Genomic DNA, 23,070 nt, shown 5'->3' on the forward strand with positions numbered 1-23,070 from the left:
GCCGCCTCCACAGCCACGTCGACCACACGGGCACGCTCCTCGTCACTCAGCGTCTGGTACTCGCCGAGGGAGCCGTTCGGCACGACACCGTCGCAACCGTTGTCGATCAGCCAGCGCACATGCGCGGCATAGGCGTCATAGTCGACGGACAGATCCTCGCGCAGGGGCAGGGCGGTGGCGACCATGATGCCGCGCCAGGGCAACCGGTCGGAGGAGGAGCGGGCGGACACGGCGGTCTGGGCAGACGTCATCGGTGACTCCCTAGTGTGGTGTGTGACATTTTACTGGTCAACGAGCGGCGGCCACAAGAGCCACACGGGTGCGGCTGGGGGCGCGCCGGGGCAGGCGTGCGGGGGGAGGCGGATGTGGGGCGCGTGGAGAGTGTGCGGTGCGTGCGTCGCGGCCGCGATCAGCCTGCGGACGGGGGCAGTTGGGCGAGGTGGCCGAGCTCCACCGGGCAGGACAGCGGCCGCCGGTCCTCGGCCGGTCCGCCACCCGCGAGGCAGGCCACGGCCTGGCCGCACATCCTGCCCTGACACCAGCCCATCCCGGCCCTGGTCAGCAGTTTTACGGTACGGGCGTCCCGTGCGCCGAGCTCCCTCACGGCCTCCCTGACTCGCCCAGCCGGCACCTCCTCGCAGCGGCACACCAGGGTCGCGTCGTCCAGCCACCCGGTCCAGCCGTCCCCCGGCCGGTGCGCGGCCGCCATCGCGTCGGCGAACCGGCGCAGCCGCGCCCGCCGCCGCACCAGCACCGCCGCCCCGCGCGGGCGCGGGATCCCCCGCAGCTCGTACGCGATCGCCGCCGCCGCCAACTCTCCCTCCGTCAGGGCCAGTTGCGCGCCCCCGATGCCGCCGGTCTCCCCCGCCGCCCAGATCCCGGGCACGGAGGTGCGCTGCGCGGGGTCGAGCTCCAGGGCGAGGGTGTCGTCGGGCATACGGCGGGTGGCGCAGCCCAGGCCGGTCGCCAGCTCCAGCTGGGGGACGAGGCCGTGGCCGACCGCGAGCACGTCGCACGGCACCCGCCGGTCGCTGCCCGGCACGGGCCGCCAGTCGCGGTCGAGTCGGGACACCGTCACCGCCTCGACGCGGTCGGTGCCGTGCGCGGCCGTCACCGCGTGCCGGGTCAGCAGCCGAACCCGGTGCCGCAGCAGCCCGCCGCCGTACAGCGCCCCCTCGCCGAGCTTGCCGGGGTTGCGGACGAGCGCGGGCAGCTCGCGCGCGTACGAGGTGTACGCGGACGCCTCGACCACCGCGGGAACGGTCGCGCCGGCCGCCGCGAGCGAACCGGCGACGGCGAGCAGCAGCGGACCGCTGCCCGCCACCACGACCCGCCTGCCAGGCAGCACCAGGCCGGACTTCAGCATGGCCTGCGCCCCGCCCGCACCGACGACGCCGGGCAACGTCCATCCCGGGAAGGGGAGTTGGCGCTCGTACGCGCCGGTCGCGAGCAGCACCGCCCGCGCCCGGACCGTGGCCGGTGCCTCCTCGCCGCCGGGGCCGCTCGCGACGGCGTGCAGCAGCCACTCCCCCGTGGCCGCGTCCCGTACCACCGTCCAGACGTGGTGGGCGGCGAGATGGGTGACGCGGCCCGCGCGGCAGTGGGCTTCGAGCCGGGACGCGCGCGTGGCGAACGCCTCCCAGTCGTGGTGCAGCGCCTCGGGCCGGGCGGCGCGCATCCCCGGTGCGGGGTGCCGGTAGAACTGCCCGCCGGGCCGCTCCCCCGCGTCCAGGACGGTGACGCTCAGGCCGAGGTCGGCCGCCGCCACGGCTCCCGCGAGCCCGGCGGGCCCGGCACCGACGACGGCCAGGTCGGACGGCTCAGACGGCGAGGTCGGCATGGCCCGTGCCCTCCTGGGTGGTGATCGCGTCGCCGGGGCGGGCCGCGACGAGGCAGGCACGCTGGTTGGGGCGGCCGTTGACGGTGGCGAGGCAGTCGTAGCAGGCGCCGATCCCGCAGAACGCGCCCCGTGGCTCGCCCTGCGCGCGCGTGGTGCGCCAGGAGAGGATCCCGGCGGCCCACAGCGCGGCGGCGATGCTCTGCCCGGGCAGGGCGGTGAGCGTCCGGCCGTCGAAGGTGAGCGTGAAGGCGGGGTCCGGATTCGCCCGGACGAGGGCGGCGGGTGAGGGCGCGGGGGCGTCGCTGGGGGCGGGCGCGCGCCGCCGTGCGCTGTCACCGGTGAGCTTGTTCCACCACCGCGTACGCGGCGCGCCGGAACCGCCGCCTTCCGTCTCGTACCTCTTCGTCATCAGCCGACTCCCCGCTCGTGCTCACCCTCGCGTTCACCCCTATGCTCCCCTGCCGCGAAGCGGTCGGGCCTGAACGGGTGGAGGTCCAGGGCGGTCCGCTCACCCCGCAGGGCGGAGGCGATCAGCAGGCCGGTGGCCGGGGCGAGGCCGATGCCCGCGCCCTCGTGGCCGCACGCGTGCAGCAGGCCCGGCACCCGGGGGTCGGGGCCGATCGCGGGCAGATGGTCGGGGAGGTACGGGCGGAAGCCGTGGTACGTACGGATCGCGCGAACGCCCGCGAGGACCGGGAACAGCGCCGTGGCCTGGTCCGCGAGACGGCGCAACGCCTCGACGGACAGAGCGCGTTCGAAGCCGACCCGCTCGCGCGTCGCGCCGATCAGGACGGGGCCCGCGGCCGTTCCCTCGACCACCGCGGAGGACTGCAGCGCGGCCGAGCCGCTGGCGACGTCCGCGATGTAGTCGGCGGCGTACACCTTGTGCCGCACGACGCGGGGCAGCGGCTCGGTCACCAGGACGAAGCCGCGGCGGGGCAGGACCGGCAGCGCGCTGCCCGCGAGGGCCGCGACCTCGCCGCCCCAGGTCCCGGCGGCGTTGACGACGGCCGGGGCGAACAGGTCACCCTGCGGCGTACGGACGCCTCGGATGCGGCCGTCCGGCCCGGTGAGGACCTCCTTGACCTCCTGATCCAGATGGACCTCGGCGCCGAACTGACGGGCCGCGCGCAGGAGTTGGGCCGCCGCCTGGGCGGGCTGGACCTGGGCGTCCTGCGGGTAGTGGAAGCCGCCCGGGAGGCCGGGGGCGAGATGGGGCTCCAGGTCGTACAGCCGCTCGGGGCCGATCTCACGCGCCCACACCCCGGCCTTGCGCTGCTCCTCGGCGAACGCGCGCAGCGCCGTGAGGGCGGTCTCGTCGGGCGCCACGACGAGACCGCCCTTGGGCTCGTACTCGATCTCCGGTGGGAGGACGTGGGCGAGGTCGCGCCAGAGTCGGGTGGACAGCAGCGCGAGGTCGAGCTCGGGGCCCGCCTCCTTGTCGGAGACGAGCAGATTGCCTTCCCCCGCACCCGTGGTGCCGCCCGCGACGGGACCGCGGTCGACCACCGCGACGCGGAGTCCGGAGCGCCCCGCGTAGTACGCGCAGGCCGCGCCGACGACTCCGGCGCCGACGATCACGGCGTCCAGGGAGTGTCTCTTGGGCACCACAGTAATATGTCACATTCTCCCGAAGGGGCCAAGGGCCGGAGCGGTCGGTGTCGCCCCGGCCCGAGGGTGGGACGTCAGCTGCGCAGCGGACCCTCGCAGGTGTACGTGGAGGTGCCGCCCTTCTTGTCGGACCAGATGTCGACTGTTCCGAAGGAACAGTTCATGTCCGCGAAGTTGGTGCCCCCAGCTTCCGCCCGGTCGAGGATGAGGGAGTCGACGGTCTCGGACATGTCCTCGAAGACCTGGTCCGGGTCGTTCGCGTCGGCGAGCCTCGCGGTGACCTTGCCCGTACAGATGAAGCGGCGCTTGCCCGGGTCGCCGTTCTGGACGCAGTCCGGCTTGCTGTGGGTGGACTTGACGAACGCGGTGCGCACACCCGACACGGCGGAGTACTTCAGCCGCGCGTTGGGGACGTACGTGGTGTTGGGCACGTACAGCTTGTCCACCTTGGCTATCTGCGCGTTCAGGAAGGCGTTGTACTCGGCCTGGATCTCGGTGTCCCGGCCCATCCGGTTGCGCCAGGCGTCGAAGCCCGCCGGGTCGTCCGCGCGCAGGTACCCGTACATCTCGCGCAGCTGGGACGGGTGCTCGTTCCACAGGAACTCGAAGAACGTTCCCGCGTAGTTGTAGAAGCGGAAGCCGTCGCCGTCGTACGTGGCGTGCAGCAGCTGGTCGACGGACATGCGCGGGCCGCCGCCCGCCGTGTCGGCGATGACGCCCTTGACGAGCGACTTGCGCACGGCGATGCCGTCGCCCCGGGTGCCGCCGTCGAAGAACTCGGCGGTCCCCTCGTCCATGGCGGTGGTGCGGTCGCCGGTGTACCAGGAGCCCGACCCGAACGTCCCGGGCACCGCCCAGCGGCCGTTGAGGTAGTGCGTGTACTCGTGCCGGAAGAGCTCTTCGAGGGTGAGCGAGGAGTCCTGCGGCACACGGCGCTGATAGGTGTAGAAGGTCGCGCCGTCCTCGATGTACATCCCCCCGTTGTTGGTGGAGTAGCCGGTGAGGAACGGCTGGTAGACCTCGTAGTCGGCGCGCGAGGCGTACAGGTGGATGTGGAGGGTGGTGTTGGTGTCGCCCGCGAGCGGCTTGTCGGTGCCGAGCACCCGGAAGAACTGCGACTTCACCTGCTTGCTCGCGTAGTACAGCTGGTCGACGGTGGCCCGGTCGAGCGCGGTGCGGACCTGGATGCCGCCGTTGTCGTACGTGTACGTGTGGGTGAAGAGCTGGTCCTCGACCTGGTTCTTGCACACGTTGTAGGTGGCGCACTGGCCGTAGAAGTTCAGCCAGCTCGCGAGCGACATCCAGGGCGCACTCAACTTGCCGAAGTTCGTCTGCGTGGGAGGCAGCAGGGCGCCGAGGTCGGCGACGATCTGGCTCTTGACGGCGTCGATCTGGCCGAAGCGGCCGTACTCCGACAGCGCGTCGCGGACCACCCAGGCGTTGGCCGTGCCCTTGAGGTGGGTGTAGCCGGAGAAGGCGCGGAAGGCGGCGCGGTAGGCGGGGTCGGCGGCCGCGGCGGCCTGGAACGCGGTGTCCTTGTTGCCCGGGTAGACGCCGAGGTAGTTGACCGAGAGCGCGGAGAGCGCGGCGCCGGCCCAGTCCGTGCTGGCGGCGGTCGGGGCGCCCGGCGCCATGGTCGCCAGCACCCGCTTGATCAGCGGAAGTTGGTGCTGGCGCAGACCGGGCGCGCTCGCGGCGTACAGCGCCTCGCGCAGGGTCTGGGCGTTCTGCGGGGTGACGTCGAAGGTGTGGGCTGCGGAGCCGAGGGCGGCGACGGCCTCGCGCATCGCGTCGACGGTGGGCTGGTCGGTGACGTCGATCTCGCCGTGCCCGTAGTCCTGGTACGCCACCGCGTGGAGGTAGGTGAACAGTTCGAGCAGATGACTGCTGTTCTTGCCGTCGTGGGAGGCGGCGAGGCTGGTGGCGCGGCGGGCGACTGCCTGTACATGGGCGTCGGACATGACCGGCGCGAGGCGCGCGTCCCAGGTCCAGACGAGCCCGCGCAGACAGCCGTCGGCGGTGACGGCCGGGTCGGTGAGGAAGTCGGCGAGCCCCTCCGGGGACAGGCCGGTGATGCCGTCGAGGGTGCAGGGCACCCCGGCGGCGCGCAGCGCGGAGTGGGCGGCCGGGGGGAGCGCGCGGGTCTGCGGCCCGGCTATGCGTCCGTCGTCGTGGCCACCGGGGGCGGGCAGCGGACGGGCCGTCTGCTTGGGCGCCTTGGCGAGGCGGTCCACCTCGTCGAAGGGGTTCGTCCCCTTGTCGGCGGACGGGGTGGGCTTCGCGGCGAAGGAGGCGGGAAGCGCGCGCGAGGCGTCGGCCTTGGCGTTGGCGTCGGCCTTGGCGGGGTGCGGCGCCTGCGTAGCCTGGGCGGCCTGCCCGGCGGTGACGAGCAGGGTCGCCGCGACGGCGGCGGCGAGCAGCGGCTTGCGCGCGGATCTGAGCTGTGACACCGAAAGCTCCTGTGTGGGAGGTGATTTGGGGGGTGGGCAGCGGTGCGTGGACGCATGTGTGTAGTGCGGCCGCGACTCCTGCGGCGGGGCACGACGAACCGCCCCCGGGAGGGGGTGGATCGAGGTGAATCGCCCTGTTCCGTACGGCACTTGGGGAACTGAGGAGCCGCGACTGTGAGCTGTAACATAGTAATGTGAAATTGCACTGACAAGACTTGTGCGGCCGCAATTTCCCCGCGCGTCACTTCGGGGTGCACTGAGGGGGCGTCAGGTGCCCTCCGGCGGGCGGGCTGCGCCCGTTGGTGTCCGCCGGGCGGCCCGCGCCCGTTGGTGTCCGACAGGCGGGCTGCGCCTGTCGGCGCCCGACAGGTGACGGCCGCTGTCAGTCCAGAACCGCGAACCCGTCCAGCTCAACCCGCGCCTGCTCGTCCCACAGCCGTACGACGCCGATCACCGCCATCGCCGGATAGTCGCGCCCGGCCAGCCGGCGCCAGATGAGGCCGAGTTCGTGGGCCTGGGCGCGGTAGTCGGCGACGTCCGTGGTGTACACGGTGACCCGGGCCAGGTCGGCCGGGGTGCCCCCGGCGGCGGCGAGCGCGGCGAGGAGGTTGGTGAGCGCGGTCCGGAACTGCTCGGGCAGCGTCTCGCCGACGACCTTGCCGTCGGCGTCGAGCGCGGTCTGGCCCGCGAGGAAGACCAGCCGGCTGCCGGTGGCGGTCACGGCGTGGCTGAAGCCGGTGGCCGGGGAGAGTTCGGCGGGGTTCACCCGGTGGAGGCTCATCGGTACAGCTCCTTCGCGATGATCGTGCGCTGCACCTCGGTCGCGCCCTCGTAGATCCGGGGCGCGCGCACCTCGCGGTAGAGGTGTTCGAGCAGATGGCCCCGCCGCAGCGCCCGCGCGCCGTGGAGCTGGACGGCCGCGTCCACCACGTACTGCGCGGTCTCCGTGGCGAGCAGCTTGGCCATCGCCGAGTACTTGGGGACTTCCGGCGCCCCTCTGTCGTACGCGGCGGCCGCCCCGTACACCAGCAGGCGCGCCGCCTCCGTGCGGGTCGCCATCTCCGCGACCTGGTGGGCGACGGCCTGGAGGTCCTTGAGCGGGCCGCCGAACGCGCTGCGGCGCGCGGTGTGCGCGACCGTCGCGTCCAGCGCCGCCTGCGCCATGCCGACCGCGAACGCGCCGACGCTCGGCCGGAACAGGTTCAGCGTGCCCATGGCGACACGAAAGCCCCGGTCGGGCTCGCCCAGGACGTCGTCCGCGCCGACGCGCACCCCGTCGAACGCGAGCGTCCCGACCGGGTGCGGGGAGAGCATGTCCAGGGCGGTGCCACTGAGCCCGGGCCGGTCGGCGGGGACCAGGAAGGCGGTCACACCCCGCGCCCCCGCGCCCTCGGTGGTCCGGGCGAACACGGTGCAGAAGTCGGCCTCGGGGGCGTTGGAGATCCAGCACTTCTCGCCGCTCAGGCGCCAACCGCCGCCGTCCGACTCGGCCTTGAGGGCGAGAGCGGCCGCGTCGGACCCCGCGTCCGGCTCGCTCAGCGCGAAGGCGGCGACGGCCCGCCCCGCGGTGACCTCGGGCAGCCACCGGGCCCGCTGCGCCTCGGTGCCGTGCGCGGCGACGGGATGGGCGCCGAGCCCCTGGAGGGCGAGCGCGGTCTCCGCCTCGGTGCACGCGTACGCCAGCGACTCGCGCATCAAGCAGAGGTCGAGCGCGCCCGAGGCGAACAGCCGCTCCAGGAGCCCGAGCTCGCCGAGGGCGGCGACGAGTGGCCGGTTCACGCGCCCCGAGTCACCCTTGTCCGCAAGGGGCCGCAGGCGCTCCTCGGCGGTGGCGCGCAGCCATGCGCACCACTCCTGCTGCTCCGGCTCCAGCGCGAATGCGGGCATGGCGACCCCTCTCGTCTCGCGTCCAGTCTCGCTGCGTCTCGCTGTATTCCGCCGTGTTCCGCCGTATTCCGTCCGACCGCTCTTATCGCGAACCGTTGACTGTCGTCATCCAAACGATACGCTCCAGATGCGACAAGGGGGCGATCCCGTATGGAGCTGAAGACCTCAGCGCATGCCGACACGTTTTCCCGCGACCATCTGCCGCCCGCCGATCAGTGGCCGGAACTGGTCTTCGACCTCCCTGAGCTGCGCTATCCCGAGCGGCTCAACTGCGGTGCCGAGCTCCTGGACCGCACGATCGAGCGGTTCGGCGCGGACCGGCCCGTCTTCCGTACGGCAGAGGGCGCGCCGTGGACGTACGGCGAGCTGCGCACCCGGGTCGACCGGATCGCCCACGCGCTCACCGCCCAGCTCGGTGTGGTGCCCGGCAACCGGGTGCTGCTGCGCGGGCCCACCACGCCGTGGCTGGCCGCATGCTGGCTGGCGGTGATGAAGGCGGGCGCGGTGGCCGTCACCGTACTCGCCCAGCAGCGGGCGCACGAGCTCGCCACCATCTGCGAACTCGGCCGGATCGGACACGCCCTGTGCGACGCGCGGTCGCTCGAGGACCTGGAGAAGGCGGCCGTGCCGGGCCTTCGTATCACCCCCTATGGGGGTAGTACGGCCGACGACCTGCTGCGCCTCGCCGACGCGCCGACGGCCCGGGAGCCGTTCACGGCCGTGGAGACGGCGGCGGACGACGTCGCGCTGATCGCGTTCACCTCGGGCACCACCGGCCGCCCCAAGGGCTGTATGCACTTCCACCGGGACGTGCTGGCCATCGCGGACACCTTCGCCCGTCACGTGCTGCGCCCCCGGCCCGACGACGTCTTCGCGGGCAGCCCACCGCTCGGCTTCACCTTCGGCCTGGGCGGCCTGGTCGTCTTCCCGATGCGGGCGGGCGCCTCCTCCCTGCTGCTCGAACAGTCGGGCCCCAGGCAACTGCTGCCCGCGCTCGCCCGGCACCGGGTCTCCGTCCTGTTCACCGCGCCGACCGCCTACCGGGCGATGCTGGACGAGCTCGACGGGTACGACGTGGGGGCGCTGCGCCGCTGTGTGTCGGCCGGGGAGAACCTGCCCGCCGCCACCTGGCGCGCCTGGCACGAGCGCACCGGGCTACGCATCATCAACGGCATCGGCGCCACCGAGCTGCTGCACATCTTCATCTCGGCGGCGGACGACGAGATCAGACCCGGCGCCACCGGGAAGCCGGTGCCCGGCTGGCACGCGCGCGTGGTCGACGCCTCGGGTCAACCGGTGATTGACGGCGAGCCGGGGCTGCTGGCGGTGCGTGGACCGGTCGGCTGCCGCTATCTGGCCGACCCCCGCCAGTCGGAGTACGTCAAAGGAGGGTGGAACCTGACCGGCGACACCTATGTGCGCGAGCCCGACGGCTACTTCCGCTATGTGGCCCGCGCCGACGACATGATCATCTCGGCCGGGTACAACATCGCAGGACCGGAGGTCGAGGACGCGCTCATGCGCCACCCCGACGTGGTGGAGACGGCCGTGATCGGCCGCCCCGACGAGGCACGCGGGCAGGTGGTCGTGGCGTACTGCGTACTGCGCGAGGGGGTGGTGGGCGACGAGGCCGCGGCCGGGCTGCTGCGCGACCACGTGAAGGCCGAGCTCGCCCCCTACAAGTGCCCGCGCGAGGTCGTCTTCCTGGACGCCCTCCCCCGGACGCCGACCGGCAAGCTGCAGCGCTTCCGGCTGCGGGCCCTAGAGTGATCACGTGGCCGAGCAGCACACACCCCGATCCCTCATCGTCACCCTCTACGGCGCGTACGGGCGCGAGACGGCCGGCTCCCTCGCGGTCGCCGAGCTGATCCGCCTGCTCGCCGCCGTGGGCGTGGACGCCCCGTCCGTACGGTCGTCGGTCTCCCGGCTCAAACGGCGCGGGCTCCTGGTGCCCGAGCGCACCGCGAGCGGCGCCGCCGGATACGCCCTCTCCGCCGACGCGCGTCAACTCCTCGACGACGGCGACCGCCGCATCTACCCGCACGCGCGGCCACGCGCGCGTGACGGCTGGGTCCTGGCCGTCTTCTCGGTCCCCGAGTCGGAGCGCAACAAGCGCCATGTGCTGCGCTCCCGCCTCGCCGGGCTCGGCTTCGGCACGGCGGCGCCCGGCGTGTGGATCGCCCCGGCGCGGCTGTACGACGAGACCCGGCACACCCTGGAACGGCTCCAACTCGCCCCATACGTCGACCTGTTCCGGGGCGAGCACCTGGGCTTCGCACCGACGGCCGACGCGGTTGCCCGGTGGTGGGACCTAACGGCGATCGCCAAGCAGCACGACGAGTTCCTGGGGCTGCACGAGCCCGTGCTGCGTGCCTGGGAGGCGCGCGCGCAGACGTCGTCCGAGGTCCCGCCCGAGGAGGCCTACCGCGACTATCTGCTCGCCCTGGACTCCTGGCGCCGCCTGCCGTACGCGGACCCGGGCCTGCCCGCCCCCCTGCTGCCGCCCGACTGGCCGGGCGAACGCTCGGCAGAGGTCTTCCGCCGCCTGCATGCCCGACTGCGGGACGCGGGGGCGGCGTTCGTACGGGGGGAGGCGGGGGTCAGCTGACCACTCGCCACTGACAGCTGACCGCTGACAGCTGACGGCTGACGGCTGACGGCTGACGGCTGACGGCTGACCGCTGACCGCTGACAGCGAGGCCTTGTTCGCCCCCTCAGTAGGATGACGAAGTGACGGATGAGGACAGGCGCGCCCGCAGGCGGGGGCAGGGGGAGCTGGAGGCCCAGGTCCTGGCGGCGCTGCGGAACGCGGCGGGGCCGGTGACCGCCGGCTGGGTGCGGGAGCGGATCGGCGGAGCGCTCGCGTACACCACCGTCGTGACCATCCTGTCGCGGCTGCACGCCAAGCAGTCGGTGACCCGGGAGCGCGCGGGGCGCTCGTTCGTGTGGACGCCGGCGGCCGACGAGGCCGGGCTCGCCGCACTGCGGATGCGCAAAGTACTGGACGCCGAGGCGGACCGGGGCGCGGTCCTGGCCAGCTTCGTCACCGCGCTCTCGCCCGACGACGAGCGGCTGCTGCGCGCGTTGCTGGACGGCGCCGAAGCGGAGACCGGGGACTGACACGGTGGGTGCGTTCGTCGTCCTTCCACTCGTCCTGCCGCTGACCGCCTGGCCGATCGCCCGGCTGGCGGAGCAGCAGCTGCATCCGCGCGCGGCGACGCGGCTGCTCGCGACGGTCGGCGGTGTTCTCGCGCCCTGTGCAGCACGCTGTGTCTGATGCTGCTGATGGTGGTGGGCACGGCGCAGTTGCCGGGCAATCCGCTGCCCGACGCGTGGGCCGACCCCGAGGTGCGAGCGGTGCTGCCGTACGACGAGGTGGTGGGCCGGGCGGCGATCCCGCTCCTGGTGGCGGTCGCCGGGGCGTGCGCGCACCTGGTGTGGCTTCACCTGCGGCTGCGCACGCGCGCGGCCCGGGCGCTGGCGGGGCTGCCCGAGGGCAGGCTGGCCGTACTGCCGGACGACGCGCTGGCCTATGCGTACGCACTGCCCGGAGGGCGCGGCGCGGCCGGGGCGGCCGGGCGGATCGTCGTGTCGCGCGCGATGCTGGCGAGCCTTGACGCGCGCGAGCGGCAGGCGCTGATCGCCCACGAGGAGGCGCATCTGACGGCACGCCACCACCGGTTCCTGCTCGTGGCCGGGCTTGCGGCGCGCGCCAACCCGTTTCTGCGCCCGCTGCGCACCGCCGTGACGTACACCGCCGAGCGCTGGGCGGACGAGGACGCCGCGCGGACCGTGGGCGACCGCAGGATGGTGGCCCGGGCCATCGGCAAGGCCGCGCTGGTGTCGCGCCCGGCGGCAGGCCGGGGCGCGGCGACCGCGCTGGTGGGATTCGCGACGGCCGGGCCGGTGCCGCGCCGGGTGGCGGCGCTGCTCGGCCCGGTGCCCCCGGCGCCCGCGCTGCCGCCCGCGTGGACGTCGGCCGGGCTCGCGCTGTGGACCGCCGCGGGCGGCGCGGCGGTCTCGGCACTGGCGTCGGCGAACGCGACCGTGACCCTCTTCACGGTCCTGAAGGCCGCGACCGCACTGTGACGAGCCGCTCCGAGGCGCGGCCCGGCCCACCCAACAGCCACCCCTACAGGTCGAACTCGGCCGGTGCCAGCGCCAGCGCGTAGCAGGCCTCGCGCACGACGGCCTGCTCCGTCTTGTCGAAGTCGCCGTCGGCGCCGCCGATGACGATGCCTATCTGAATCACCGCGCGCGCCTCGGCGGGCTTCTTCTTCGCCTTGGCGACCTCCTGCAACACGCTGACCTTGCCGAAGTCGAAGTCGGCGGCGAGCTTGTTCAGGTAGTCGTCGAAGCGGCGCTGGAGGTCGTCGGCCGGGAAGTTCTGCAGCACTTCATTGGTGGAGATGAGTTGCGCGACGCGGCGCCGCTCGGACGGGTCCACGGTGCCGTCGGCCGCGGCGACCAGGGCGCACATCGCCATGCTGGCGTCCCGGAACGCACCGCTCTTCAGGTCGTTCTTCTTGGCGAGCAGCTGCGTCTGCATGGTCGACGCGGACTCCTTGAAGCGGTCCCACAGGGCCATGAGGTCTCCATCTGGTCTCGATAGTCACTTCTACAACGCTGTAGAAACTAACCAGCGGGCCGAATGGTTCCCACGGCGTGTCATTTCCCTGTGAGCCGCGCCTTTCTTCGCCGCTCACTTCAGGCTGAGCCGCGGTCTGGGTGCGTCCGTGCGCCCGGTCGGAGGCCTGCGGCTGCCCGCCCGGTACGGCGGCGGCCAGGGCGCTCCGGGGCCGGAGTAGCCCTGCTCGGCGGCTGCGTGCAGGGTCCAGTTCGGGTCGTAGAGATGGGGCCGGGCGAGGGCGCAGAGGTCGGCCCGGCCCGCGAGCAGCAGCGAGTTCACGTCGTCCCAGGACGAGATCGCCCCGACCGCGATGACGGGCACGCCGAGCGTGTTGCGGATGCGGTCGGCGTACGGCGTCTGGTACGAGCGGCCGAACTCGGGCCGCTCGTCCGGGACGACCTGCCCGGTGGACACGTCAATGGCGTCGGCGCCGTGCGCGGCGAACGCACGGGCGATCTCGACGGACTCCTCGGCGGTGGTGCCGCCCGGCGCCCAGTCGGTCGCGGAGATGCGGACGGTCATCGGCCGGTCGTCGGGCCAGATGCCCCGCAGCACGTCGAACACCTCCAGCGGGAAACGCAGCCGGTTGGCGAGGGAACCGCCGTAGGCGTCCGTGCGTTGGTTGGTGAGAGGGGAGAGGAATCCGGAGAGCAAGTAGCCGTGGGCGCAGTGGAGTTCGAGCAGGTCGAAGTCGCAGCGGGCGGCCCGCCAGGCCGCCGCGGCGAACTGTTCGCGGATGTCGTTCAGCCCCGCACGGTCGAGGGCGTGCGGGACCTGGTTGACACCGGGGCGGTACGGGAGGGGTGAGGCGGCGGCGAGGGGCCAGTTGCCGTCGTCGAGCGGCTCGTCGATGCCTTCCCACATCAGCTTGGTCGAGCCCTTGCGCCCGGAGTGGCCGAGCTGGACGCCGATGGCGGTGCCGGGGGCCTGTTGGTGCACGAAGTCGGTGACCCGACGCCAGGCCGTGGCCTGCTCGGGGGTGTACAGACCGGTGCACCCCGGGGTGATGCGGCCCTCCGCGCTCACGCACACCATCTCGGTCATGACCAGACCCGCGCCGCCGAGGGCCCTGGCTCCGAGGTGGACGAGGTGAAAGTCGCCGGGGAGACCGTCCACGGCGCGGTACATGTCCATGGGAGAGACGACGACACGGTTGCGCAGCTCCAGGCCGCGCAGCCGGAAGGGGGTGAACATCGGAGGCGTGCCGGAGGGGCAGGGGAAGGCGTGCTCGACCGCGTCGGTGAAACCGGGGTCGCGCAGCCGCAGGTTGTCGTGGGTGACCCGGCGGCTGCGAGTGAGCAGGTTAAAAGCGAACTGCCGGGGCGGCTGGTCGAGGTAGAGCGCCAGCTCCTCGAACCAGCGCAGGCTGGCGGCGGCCGCGCGCTGGGTGGACTCGACCACGGGTCTGCGCTCCAGCTCGTACGCCGCGAGGGCGGCCGGCAGGGTGGGCTGCTCCTCGACGCAGGCGGCCAGGGCGAGGGCGTCCTCGACGGCGAGCTTGGTGCCGGAGCCGATGGAGAAGTGCGCGGTGTGGGCGGCGTCGCCGAGCAGCACGGTGTTGCCGTAGGACCAGTGCGCGTTGACGACGGTACGGAAGACGGTCCAGGAGGAGTTGTTGCTCCGCAGCGGCCGGTTGCCCAGGGCGTCCGCGAAGATCTTGGCGCAGCGGTCCACCGACCCCTGCTCGTCGAGCTCGTCGAATCCGGCCGCCCGCCAGACCTCTTCGCGCATCTCGACGATGACGGTGGAGGAGCCGGCGGAGAACGGATAGCCGTGCAGTTGCATCACGCCGTGCTCGGTCTCGGCGATCTCGAAGCGGAAGGAGTCGAAGGCGAAATCGGCGGCCAGCCAGATGTAGCGGCAGCGGTGGCCGGTGATACGGGGCGCGAAGTGTTCGGCATGCGTCTCGCGGGTGGCGCTGTGCACCCCGTCGGCCGCGATGACCAGGTCGTAGCCGGTGGCGAGTTCGGCGGCGGGCGGCGCCTCGGTGCGAAAGCGCAGGTCCACGCCGAGCGCGCGGCAGCGCTGGTGCAGGATCTCCAGGAGCCTGCGCCGGCCGAGCGCGGCGAAGCCGTGCCCGCCGGAGGTGAGGGTGCGGCCGCGGTGGACGATGTCGATGTCGTCCCAGCGGACGAACTCGGCCTTGAGCGCCTCGTACACCACGGGGTCGGCGTGCTCGATCCCGCCGAGGGTCTCGTCGGAGAGGACGACTCCGAAGCCGAAGGTGTTGTCGGGGGCGTTGCGCTCCCAGACGGTGATCTCGCGCTCGGGGCCGAGCCGTTTGAGCAGTGCGGCGGCGTACAGCCCGCCGGGGCCGCCGCCGATGACCGCGATCCGCAGCGGCCGCTCGGCGGGGTCGGGGCCGCTGTCCCGGGGCCCTGGCACGGCTCAGCGCCCCTGCCATTTGGGGGGCCGCTTCTCGGTGAAGGCGGCGTGGAACTCGGCGTAGTCCTGCCCGTTCATCAGGAGGGCCTGGGTGGAGGCGTCGAGTTCGACGGCGGCGGCGAGCGGCATGTCGAGCTCGGCGGTGAGCAGGGCCTTGGTCTGCGCGTACGCGAGGGCGGGTCCGGCCGCGAGGTGGCGGGCGAGCTCGGCGGCGCGCGCGTCGGCCTGGCCTTCGTCGGTGAGCTCGCTGAGCAGCCCGATCCGTTCGGCCTCGGGGGCGCGGACCGGCTCGCCGAGCATCAGCAGCCGGGTGGCGTGCCCGAGCCCGACGACACGCGGCAGCAGATAGGCCGCGCCCATGTCGCCGCCGGAGAGGCCGACCTTGGTGAACAGGAAGGAGAACCGGGCGGAGGGATCCGCGATACGGAAGTCGGCGGCCAGCGCGAGGACCGCTCCCGCACCGGCGGCGACGCCGTGGATCGCGGCGATCACCGGGAAGGGACATTCGCGCACGGCCCGTACGACCTGGCCGGTCATCCGGTTGAAGTCGAGCAGCTGGGCGGTGTCCATGGAGAGCGTGGCGCCGATGATCTCGTCGACGTCCCCACCGGAGCAGAAGCCGCGCCCCTCGCCCGCCAGCACCAGGGCGCGTACGGCCCGCTCGCGGGAGAGCTCGGCGAGCAGATCGCGGAGGTCGGCGTAGGCCCCGAAGGTGAGCGCGTTGAGCTTCTCGGGGCGGGCGAGGGTGACGGTAGCCACCCCACCCTCCACGGAAACCCGCAGGTGGCGCCAGTTTTCGGTGCGGGGTGCGGAGCTGGGGAACGGGCTCATGGAGTACGGCCTCCTCAGCGGGCTGCCAGATGCCTGCACTTCGAAGGTATCACTCATGCGTGACTGTCGTCACGAGTACGCGATACGGCGAGGTCGCCGGGGGCAGGGCGCGGCCAGAGGCGAGGTGCCGTGGGGCTCAGCACGGCGCCAAGAGTGGTGGCGCGCCGAGGACAGGTCCTGGACGAAGGGCAGGGCGAACGCCGAGGTCAAGCGCGGCGCGGAGGACGAGGCCAAGAGGCCGGGTTCGGGGCGCCGCATGGCTCTTCACCCCTGACCCCCGGTCTCTATCCGACCCCTTGCCCTACTTCGTAAGGTTGAAGGGAGTAGTAGCGCCCCGCGCGTCCCCCCGCGCCCCGGGCGACTCCACGCGACCGAACGGAAACCCCCGCCGTGCCCGACCCTCCCGGCGCCGCCCGCGACCCGGCCGGTGCCCCGACCTCGTGGCGTATCCCGCTCCCCCACACCAACGCCGCCGTCCCCATCGCCCGCGCCCTGATCCGTACCGCACTCGCGGACATCGACGCCCCCGCCGACAGCGACACCGCCGAGCTGCTCACCGCCGAACTGGTGGCCAACGCCGTCGAGCACACCGCCGCCGACCAGCCCATCGAGCTGGTCGTGGAGCTACTGGACTCGGGCTGTCAGGTCGAGGTCCATGACCGTTCCCCGCTGCCGCCGGGCAATCTCGGCACCCCGGGACCCCACGCAGAGCCCGACCCGTGGCAGGAACACGGCCGGGGTCTGCTGCTGATCCGCACCCTGAGCTCGGCCTGCGGCCACCGCCCCACCGCGCAGGGCAAGGCGGTGTGGTTCACGCTGCCGGCGCGTCCGCCCCTGCCGGAGTTCCCGTAAGCGTCGCGACCATGACCGCCTTGATGGTGTGCAGGCGGTTCTCCGCCTCGTCGAAGACCACCGAGTGCGCGGATTCGAAGACCTCGTCGGTCACTTCGAGCTCGGACAGGCCGTACTGCTCGTGGATCTCGCGGGCGACCGCCGTGCCGAGGTCGTGGAAGGCGGGCAGGCAGTGCAGGAACTTGACGTCCGCGTTGCCGGTGGCGCGCAGGACGTCCATGGTCACGGCGTAGGGCGCGAGCGCCTTGATCCGCTCAGCCCAGATCTCCTTGGGCTCGCCCATCGACACCCAGACGTCGGTGGCGACGAAGTCCGCGCCCGCCACACCCTCGGCGATGTCCTCGGTGAGGGTGATCCGGGCCCCGCTGCGCTCGGCGGCCCGGTGCGCGAGGGCGACGACGGCGTCGGCCGGCCAGTACGCCTTCGGGGCCACGATCCGTACGTCCATGCCGAGCAGCGCGCCCGTGACCAGGTAGGAGTTGCCCATGTTGTACCGGGCGTCACCCAGATAGGCGAAAGCCGTCCGCTCCAGGGGCTTGTCGGTGTGCTCGGTCATGGTGAGGACGTCCGCGAGCATCTGGGTGGGGTGCCAGGCGTCGGTGAGCCCGTTGTAGACCGGCACGCCCGCGTGCGCGGCGAGCGTCTCGACCGTCTCCTGGGCATCCCCGCGGAACTGGATCGCGTCGAACATCCGGCCGAGCACCCGCGCGGTGTCCCGCGCCGACTCCTTCTTGCCGATGTGCGAGCCCGACGGGTCGATGTACGTCGTGGAGGCACCCTGGTCGGCGGCCGCCACCTCGAAGGAGCACCGCGTACGCGTCGACGGCTTCTCGAAGATCAACGCGATGTTCCGCCCGCGCAGCCGCTGGACCTCGGTGCCCGCCTTCTTCGCCGCCTTGAGCTCGGCGGCGAGGGCCACCAGGGCGCGGAACTCCTCAGCGGTGAAGTCCAGCTCCTTGAGGAAGTGGCGGCCTGCGAGGTCTGTCGCCATGGTGACTGCTCCTGGGTGACGGAAGGCGGGAACACTGTAAGTATATGCGATTGAACGCATCACTATACGGCATCGCGTTCCACTGGACAGCTCATACAGCGCGGCCCGCCCCGCCCCCGCCCCAGCTCGCTGCCGGGAATCTCGATCACCTCGATTCCCTGCTTACGCAAATGCGTGTTGGTGGTGACATTGCGCTCGTACGCCACCACCACGCCCGGCTCGACCGCCAGGACGTTGCAGCCGTCGTCCCACTGTTCGCGCTCCGCCGAGTGCACGTCCTGGGTGGCCGTCAGCACCCGGATCCCGTCCAGGCCGAGCGCGGCCGCCATGGCGCGGTGCATGTGCTCCGGGGGGTGGTCCGTCACCTTCAGCTCCTGCTCACCGGCGCCCGGCTCGATCGTGTACGAGCGGAGCATGCCGAGCCCGGCGTACTGAGTGAAGGTTTCTCCGTCGACCATCGTCATCACCGTATCGAGGTGCATGAACGCCCTGCGCTTGGGCATGTCCAGCGCCACGATCGTCCGTGCGGAACCGGCCGCGAAGAGCCCGCGCGCCAGCATCTCCACGGCCTGCGGCGTCGTCCGCTCGCTCATCCCGATGAGCACCGCGCCATTGCCGATCACCAGCACATCGCCGCCCTCGATGGTCGAGGGATAGTCGGCCTGCCCCTTCGACCAGATGTGGAACCGCCCGGCCTCGGGGCCGGAGAAGAGCGGATGGTGGCGGTAGATCGCCTCGAAGTGGACGGTCTCGCGCTGCCGCGCGGGCCAGCGCATCGCGTTGATGGACACCCCGTCATAGATCCAGGCGGAGGTGTCACGGGTGAAGAGGTGGTTGGGCAGCGGGCCCAGCAGGAAGTCGTCCAGGTCCATCGCGTGGAACCGGACGGACACCGGCTCGGCGTGGCGCTCCAGGAACTCCCGCTTGGTCATCCCGCCCACCAGCGCCTCCGCGAGCTCGGCGGCGGACAGCTCCTCGAAGGCCTCGCGCAGATGCCCGGTGGCCAGCGGCCCGTACTCCTTCTCGTCGAAGACCCGGTCCAGTACGAGCCGTCTCGCCTGCGGGATCGCCAGCGACTCGCGCAGCAGATCGCCGAAGAGGTGCACCTCCACCCCGCGGTCGCGCAGCACGTCCGCGAAGCCGTCGTGCTCCTGGCGGGCCCGGCGCACCCAGAGCACGTCGTCGAAGAGGAGAGCGTCCTTGTTGCTCGGAGTGAGCCGCTTCAGCTCCAGATCGGGCCGGTGCAGGATGACGCGGCGCAGCCGCCCGGTCTCGGAATCGACATGGAATCCCATGCCCCCATCCTGTCCCGCGCGCCGCCCGCTCACCCGGCGAACCGGCGGCTTCCGTCCCGGCCCGTGGGGCGGAGCGCACGGCTCCGCCCCACGGCGTCACAGCCTGGGGTCCACCGGCTCCGACTCCAGGGCCAGCACGGCGAAGACCGCCTCGTGAACACGCCACAGCGGCTCCCCCGCCGCCAGCCGGTCCAGCGCCTCCAGACCCAGCGCGTACTCCCGCAGCGCCAGCGAACGCTTGTGCCCCAGAGAGCGGTGCCGCAGCCGCTCCAGGTTGTCCGGGCGCACATACTCGGGACCGTAGATGATCCGCAGATACTCGCGTCCGCGCACCTTGATTCCGGGCTGCACGAGGCGCCCCTTGCCGTCCCGGGCCAGCGCCTGGAGCGGCTTGACCACCATGCCCTCGCCGCCCGCACCGGTCAGCTCGAGCCACCAGTCGACACCGGCCCGCACGGACACCTCGTCGCCGGTGTCGACGACCAGGCGCCGTGTGACCTGGAGCAGACCCGTCGGGTCGTGCTCGACCAGGCGGTCCAGCCACGCCAACTGCTCGTCGTGGGGCACCGCGGCCAGGCTGCGGCCCTGCACGGCCAGGATCTGGAAGGGCGCGAACCGCACGCCCTCCAGGCCATCCGTGGTCCAGCAGTACCGCCGGTACGCGTCGGTGAACGCCTCCGCGTCCCGCGCCCGCCCGCGCTGACGCGCCAGCAGCCCGTCGACGTCGACACCGCGCGCCGCAGCCGCCTCCAGAGCCCCCAGCGCGCCCGGGAAGACCGCCCCCGACGCGGCACCCACCGCCGCGTACTGCGAACGCAGCAGCCCCGAGGCCTTCAGCGACCACGGCATCAGCTCGGCGTCGAACAGCAGCCAGTCCGTACCGAGCTCGTCCCACAGCCCAGCCGCGGACACGGCGGCCCGCAGTCGGCCGAGGATCTCCTCGGTGACGGCCGCGTCGTCGAAGAACGGGCGACCGGTGCGGGTGTGCAGGGCGCCGGTCGGCCCCTCCACCCCGAACCGCTCGCGCGCCACCTCGGCGTCACGGCACACCAGGGCCACCGCCCGCGAGCCCATGTGCTTCTCCTCGCACACGACCCGCGCGACACCGTCCGCCGCGTACTGCGCGAACGCCTCCGCAGGATGCTCCAGGAAGTGCTCGTCACCGCCGCTGCCACGAGCCGCCGCACGCGAGGTCGCCGTGGGCGCCATCGTCGGCGGCAGATACGCGAGCAGCCGTGGGTCGACGGCGAAACGGCTCATCACCTCGAGCGCGGCCGCCGCGTTCTCCTCGCGCACCGCCACATTGCCCAGCTCCCGGGTCTCCACGACCCGGCGGCCGTGCACATCGGCGAGGTCGAGCGGGCGTCCGTCATGGCCACCGGGCGCCTCGGTGGCCAGCGGACGGACCGGCTCGTACCAGACCTTCTCGGCAGGCACGTCGACGAGCTCGCGCTCCGGCCAGCGCAGCGCGGTCATCTTTCCGCCGAACACCGCACCCGTGTCCAGACAGATGGTGTTGTTGATCCACGATGTGTTCGGCACCGGCGTGTGGCCGTAGACGACCGCCGCGCGACCCCGGTAGTCCTCGGCCCACGGGTAGCGCACGGGCAGGCCGAACTCGTCGGTCTCGCCGGTCGTCTCTCCGTACAGCGCGTGTGAGCGGACACGCCCCGACGTACGCCCGTGGTACTTCTCGGGCAGACCCGCGTGACAGACGACCAGCTTGCCGCCGTCGAGCACATAGTGGCTGACGAGCCCGTCGATGAACTCCTTCACCCGTTCCTTGAATCCATCGTCCTCCCTGTCCAACTGCTCGATGGTTTCCGCCAGTCCATGGGTGCGCTGGACCTTCTTGCCACCCAGATAACGTCCGAGCTTGTTCTCATGGTTCCCGGGAACACACAGAGCGTTACCATCGGCCACCATTTTCATCACGCGCCGCAACACGCCCGGACTGTCCGGCCCGCGGTCGACGAGGTCACCGACGAAGACCGCCGTACGGCCCTCGGGGTGTGCCCCGTCCACGTAACCGAGCTTCGTCAGCAGCGTCTCCAGTTCGGAGCGGCAGCCATGGATGTCACCGATGATGTCGAAGGGGCCGGTGAGGTGGGTGAGGTCGTTGTAACGTCGCTCGATCGCGATCCCGACGCTGTCCACCTCCGCCTCGGAGCGCAACACATGGACCTTGCGGAACCCCTCGCGCTCCAGGCCGCGCAGCGAACGCCGCAGCTCACGACGGTGCCGGGCGATGACCTGGCGAGGCATGCCGGCACGGTCGGGCCGGGCCGCGTTGCGGGTGGCACAGACCTCCTCAGGCAGGTCGAGCACGATCGCCACGGGCAGCACATCGTGCTCCCGGGCCAGCTGGACCAGCTGTCTGCGGCTCTCCACCTGCACATTGGTGGCGTCGACGACCGTCAGCCGCCCGGCCGCGAGCCGCTTGCCCGCGATGTAGTGGAGCACGTCGAAGGCGTCGCCGCTGGCGCTCTGGTCGTTCTCGTCGTCGGCCACCAGGCCGCGGCAGAAGTCCGACGAGATGACCTCGGTGGGCTTGAAGTGCCGACGGGCAAAAGTGGACTTGCCGGATCCGGTGGCACCGACAAGGACGACGAGGGACAGGTCGGGGACGGCGAGCGCGCGCGTGCCGGACGGGGCCGGGGCCCCGGCTTCCGGGTTTGTCTCGATACCGGCACCAGTGCTGGTGCTGGTATTGACGCTGGTGCTGGCACTCGTACGGGTGCCGGCACTTGCACTGGTGCTGTTGCTGGTACCGGTGTTGATGCTGGTACCGGCCCCGGTGTCGGTGTCGTTCTCGGCGTTCATGCGGCGTTCGCCTCCTTCACGGTCGTGATCATCTCGAATACAGCCATCTGAGTCGGGGGACCCACCTCGGCGTCGTCCGGCCCCACGGGGACGAACTCGACGCCGTACCCATGCCGTTCGGCCACCGAAGCGGCCCAGTCGCGAAACTCCGCACGCGTCCACTCGAACCGGTGGTCGCCGTGGCGCACATGCCCGGCCGGGAGCGACTCCCAGCGCACGTTGTACTCGACGTTCGGCGTCGTCACGATCACCGTTCGCGGGCGCGCCGCGCCGAACACCGCGTATTCGAGCGCGGGCAGCCTCGGCAGGTCGAGGTGCTCGATCACTTCGCTGAGCACGGCCGCGTCGTACCCCTTGAGCCGCTTGTCCGTGTACGCGAGCGAACCCTGCATCAGGGTGATCCGCCCGGCCTGCCGCTCGCCCATCCGCTCCAGGCGCAGCCGCCGCGCCGCGATCGTCAGCGCGCGCATCGAGACGTCCACCCCCACGATCTCGGTGAACCGGACATCCTTGAGCAGCTCCTGCACCAACTGACCCTGGCCGCAGCCCAGATCGAGCACCCGGCTCGCCCCGGCGGCGGTCAGCGCCGCCAGGATGGCTTCGCGCCGCTGCACGGCGAGCGGAACGGGCCGCTCCTCCGTGTCGGTCGTCTCGTCCACCGCGTTGTCGATGGCCTCGACCGCGATGTCATCGGCCTCGGCCAGCCGCACCAGTTCGAGGCGTTCCATCGCCTCCCGGGTCAGCCCCCAGCGCCGGGACAGATAGCGACTGGTGATCAACTTCTGCTCGGGGTGGTCGGCCAGCCAGCCGTCACCGGCGCGCAGCAATTTGTCGACCTCGTCGGGCGCGACCCAGTAGTGCTTGGCGTCGTCGAGCACCGGCAGCAGCACGTACAACTGCCGCAGCGCGTCCGCGAGCCGCAACTCCCCTTCCAGTACGAGCCGCACGTAACGCGACGCGCCCCACTCCGGGAACTCCTCGTCCAGCGCGACAGGCTCCGCCGACACCGAGGCCCAGCCCAGCGGCCCGAACAGCTTGTGCACCAGGTCTGCGCCACCGCGCGCGGGCAGCGCGGGCACCTCGATCCGCAGCGGCAGCGGCGCCTCGGCGCGCTCGGGCAGCGCGTTGCACACACCGCGCAGGGCGCTCTTGAACACGGTGCTCAGCGCGACGGACATCAGCGACGAAGCCGCGTACGGGCGGTCGTTGACGTACTGCGCCAGCGCGGAATCTGGGGCTCCGCCACGGCCCTTGCCCTTGCCCCGCCGCACCAGCGCGACCGGATCCACCTCCAGGAGCAGCGCGGCCGTGCAGCGCTCGGCGCTCGCCTCGGGGTAGAGGACGTGCGCGGTGCCGTGCGACGTGGAGAACGCCTGCGCCTTCCCGGGGTGCTTGTGCAGCAGAAACCCGAGGTCGGTGGCGGGGCGTTCAGGGGTACCGGTGGTGGTGATTGTCAGGAACACGCGTCGAGTATC

Annotated in this window: 17 protein-coding genes and 2 pseudogenes; 5 read left to right on the forward strand and 14 right to left on the reverse strand. The window is 72.2% G+C overall.

The features are described from left to right. The 7 genes and pseudogenes from AB0G17_RS34420 to AB0G17_RS34450 form a co-directional block, all read right to left on the reverse strand. Positions 1 to 251 (reverse strand): dihydrodipicolinate synthase family protein (locus tag AB0G17_RS34420; protein WP_361391185.1); only part of this gene is annotated, 251 nt, incomplete at its 3' end. Between the two features lie 158 nt (positions 252 to 409). Then, positions 410 to 1,840, reverse strand: a complete 1,431-nt coding sequence (locus tag AB0G17_RS34425; RefSeq protein ID WP_361391188.1) for an NAD(P)/FAD-dependent oxidoreductase — start codon at positions 1,838 to 1,840, stop codon at positions 410 to 412. After that, positions 1,821 to 2,132: pseudogene (locus tag AB0G17_RS34430) on the reverse strand ((2Fe-2S)-binding protein); the annotation flags it as partial. The gene AB0G17_RS34425 and the pseudogene AB0G17_RS34430, both read right to left, overlap by 20 nt. 116 nt (positions 2,133 to 2,248) lie before the next feature. Further along, entirely contained in the window at positions 2,249 to 3,448 is a 1,200-nt protein-coding gene (locus tag AB0G17_RS34435) for an FAD-binding oxidoreductase (RefSeq protein ID WP_361391191.1), read from the reverse strand. A gap of 77 nt (positions 3,449 to 3,525) precedes the next feature. Next, positions 3,526 to 5,901: a collagenase gene (locus AB0G17_RS34440; RefSeq protein WP_361391194.1), complete on the reverse strand. Its 2,376-nt coding sequence runs from the start codon at positions 5,899 to 5,901 to the stop codon at positions 3,526 to 3,528. Between the two features lie 382 nt (positions 5,902 to 6,283). Then, positions 6,284 to 6,682 carry a RidA family protein gene (locus AB0G17_RS34445; protein WP_361391197.1) on the reverse strand — a complete coding sequence of 133 codons (399 nt, stop codon included), beginning with the start codon at positions 6,680 to 6,682 and terminating at the stop codon, positions 6,284 to 6,286. Then, the gene (locus tag AB0G17_RS34450; RefSeq protein ID WP_361391200.1) at positions 6,679 to 7,788 is read right to left on the reverse strand and encodes an acyl-CoA dehydrogenase family protein; all 1,110 of its coding nucleotides are present in this window, start codon (positions 7,786 to 7,788) and stop codon (positions 6,679 to 6,681) included. The genes AB0G17_RS34445 and AB0G17_RS34450 overlap by 4 nt, the downstream gene beginning before the upstream one ends. A gap of 150 nt (positions 7,789 to 7,938) precedes the next feature. On the opposite strand from AB0G17_RS34450, the gene AB0G17_RS34455 reads away from it, so the two are divergent. The 4 genes and pseudogenes from AB0G17_RS34455 to AB0G17_RS34470 all read left to right on the forward strand — a co-directional run bounded on the left by AB0G17_RS34455 (position 7,939) and on the right by AB0G17_RS34470 (position 11,877). Further along, positions 7,939 to 9,558 (forward strand): AMP-binding protein, encoded by a 1,620-nt coding sequence (locus AB0G17_RS34455; RefSeq protein ID WP_361391203.1) that lies wholly within the window; start codon positions 7,939 to 7,941, stop codon positions 9,556 to 9,558. Positions 9,559 to 9,562: 4 nt separating this feature from the next. After that, a complete protein-coding gene (locus tag AB0G17_RS34460) occupies positions 9,563 to 10,396 on the forward strand; it encodes a PaaX family transcriptional regulator C-terminal domain-containing protein (protein WP_361391206.1) in 834 nt (277 codons plus the stop codon). Positions 10,397 to 10,518: 122 nt separating this feature from the next. Further along, positions 10,519 to 10,908: a BlaI/MecI/CopY family transcriptional regulator gene (locus tag AB0G17_RS34465; RefSeq protein ID WP_361391209.1), complete on the forward strand. Its 390-nt coding sequence runs from the start codon at positions 10,519 to 10,521 to the stop codon at positions 10,906 to 10,908. Between the two features lie 4 nt (positions 10,909 to 10,912). Beyond that, positions 10,913 to 11,877: pseudogene (locus AB0G17_RS34470) on the forward strand (M56 family metallopeptidase). A gap of 43 nt (positions 11,878 to 11,920) precedes the next feature. Here AB0G17_RS34470 and AB0G17_RS34475 read toward each other — a convergent pair. The 3 genes from AB0G17_RS34475 to AB0G17_RS34485 all read right to left on the reverse strand — a co-directional run bounded on the left by AB0G17_RS34475 (position 11,921) and on the right by AB0G17_RS34485 (position 15,634). Then, positions 11,921 to 12,376 carry a TerB family tellurite resistance protein gene (locus AB0G17_RS34475; RefSeq protein WP_361391212.1) on the reverse strand — a complete coding sequence of 152 codons (456 nt, stop codon included), beginning with the start codon at positions 12,374 to 12,376 and terminating at the stop codon, positions 11,921 to 11,923. A gap of 114 nt (positions 12,377 to 12,490) precedes the next feature. Continuing rightward, the gene (locus AB0G17_RS34480; protein ID WP_361391215.1) at positions 12,491 to 14,803 is read right to left on the reverse strand and encodes a bifunctional salicylyl-CoA 5-hydroxylase/oxidoreductase; all 2,313 of its coding nucleotides are present in this window, start codon (positions 14,801 to 14,803) and stop codon (positions 12,491 to 12,493) included. Positions 14,804 to 14,806: 3 nt separating this feature from the next. Further along, on the reverse strand, positions 14,807 to 15,634 hold the full coding sequence (locus AB0G17_RS34485; protein ID WP_361391218.1) for an enoyl-CoA hydratase family protein: 828 nt from the start codon (positions 15,632 to 15,634) through the stop codon (positions 14,807 to 14,809). A gap of 390 nt (positions 15,635 to 16,024) precedes the next feature. On the opposite strand from AB0G17_RS34485, the gene AB0G17_RS34490 reads away from it, so the two are divergent. Beyond that, positions 16,025 to 16,486 (forward strand): ATP-binding protein, encoded by a 462-nt coding sequence (locus AB0G17_RS34490; RefSeq protein ID WP_361391221.1) that lies wholly within the window; start codon positions 16,025 to 16,027, stop codon positions 16,484 to 16,486. On the opposite strand, the gene argF is transcribed toward AB0G17_RS34490, so the two are convergent. The 4 genes from argF to AB0G17_RS34510 form a co-directional block, all read right to left on the reverse strand. Further along, entirely contained in the window at positions 16,446 to 17,477 is a 1,032-nt protein-coding gene (gene argF, locus AB0G17_RS34495) for an ornithine carbamoyltransferase (protein ID WP_361391224.1), read from the reverse strand. The two genes, AB0G17_RS34490 and argF, sit on opposite strands and share 41 nt — an antisense overlap. 62 nt (positions 17,478 to 17,539) lie before the next feature. Beyond that, positions 17,540 to 18,772 carry an arginine deiminase gene (locus AB0G17_RS34500; RefSeq protein WP_361391227.1) on the reverse strand — a complete coding sequence of 411 codons (1,233 nt, stop codon included), beginning with the start codon at positions 18,770 to 18,772 and terminating at the stop codon, positions 17,540 to 17,542. 96 nt (positions 18,773 to 18,868) lie between these two features. Next, complete coding sequence (locus AB0G17_RS34505; RefSeq protein WP_361391230.1) at positions 18,869 to 21,595, reverse strand: polynucleotide kinase-phosphatase; 2,727 nt, start codon at positions 21,593 to 21,595, stop codon at positions 18,869 to 18,871. Beyond that, positions 21,592 to 23,058: a 3' terminal RNA ribose 2'-O-methyltransferase Hen1 gene (locus tag AB0G17_RS34510; RefSeq protein WP_361391233.1), complete on the reverse strand. Its 1,467-nt coding sequence runs from the start codon at positions 23,056 to 23,058 to the stop codon at positions 21,592 to 21,594. The genes AB0G17_RS34505 and AB0G17_RS34510 overlap by 4 nt, the downstream gene beginning before the upstream one ends. Positions 23,059 to 23,070: the final 12 nt, after the last annotated feature.

Origin of the sequence: Streptomyces sp. NPDC023838, assembly GCF_040639555.1 — a bacterium.
Classification (GTDB): domain Bacteria; phylum Actinomycetota; class Actinomycetes; order Streptomycetales; family Streptomycetaceae; genus Streptomyces.

What these genes read in the sequence shown, in the direction of transcription:
- AB0G17_RS34500 (WP_361391227.1), bottom strand. Translation starts at nt 18,772, where the DNA reads ATGGGATTCCATGTCGATTCCGAGACCGGGCGGCTGCGCCGCGTCATC.
- AB0G17_RS34445 (WP_361391197.1), bottom strand. Translation starts at nt 6,682, where the DNA reads ATGAGCCTCCACCGGGTGAACCCCGCCGAACTCTCCCCGGCCACCGGC.
- AB0G17_RS34425 (WP_361391188.1), bottom strand. Translation starts at nt 1,840, where the DNA reads ATGCCGACCTCGCCGTCTGAGCCGTCCGACCTGGCCGTCGTCGGTGCC.
- AB0G17_RS34475 (WP_361391212.1), bottom strand. Translation starts at nt 12,376, where the DNA reads ATGGCCCTGTGGGACCGCTTCAAGGAGTCCGCGTCGACCATGCAGACG.
- argF (WP_361391224.1), bottom strand. Translation starts at nt 17,477, where the DNA reads ATGGCGACAGACCTCGCAGGCCGCCACTTCCTCAAGGAGCTGGACTTC.
- AB0G17_RS34450 (WP_361391200.1), bottom strand. Translation starts at nt 7,788, where the DNA reads ATGCCCGCATTCGCGCTGGAGCCGGAGCAGCAGGAGTGGTGCGCATGG.
- AB0G17_RS34455 (WP_361391203.1), top strand. Translation starts at nt 7,939, where the DNA reads ATGGAGCTGAAGACCTCAGCGCATGCCGACACGTTTTCCCGCGACCAT.
- AB0G17_RS34485 (WP_361391218.1), bottom strand. Translation starts at nt 15,634, where the DNA reads ATGAGCCCGTTCCCCAGCTCCGCACCCCGCACCGAAAACTGGCGCCAC.
- AB0G17_RS34505 (WP_361391230.1), bottom strand. Translation starts at nt 21,595, where the DNA reads ATGAACGCCGAGAACGACACCGACACCGGGGCCGGTACCAGCATCAAC.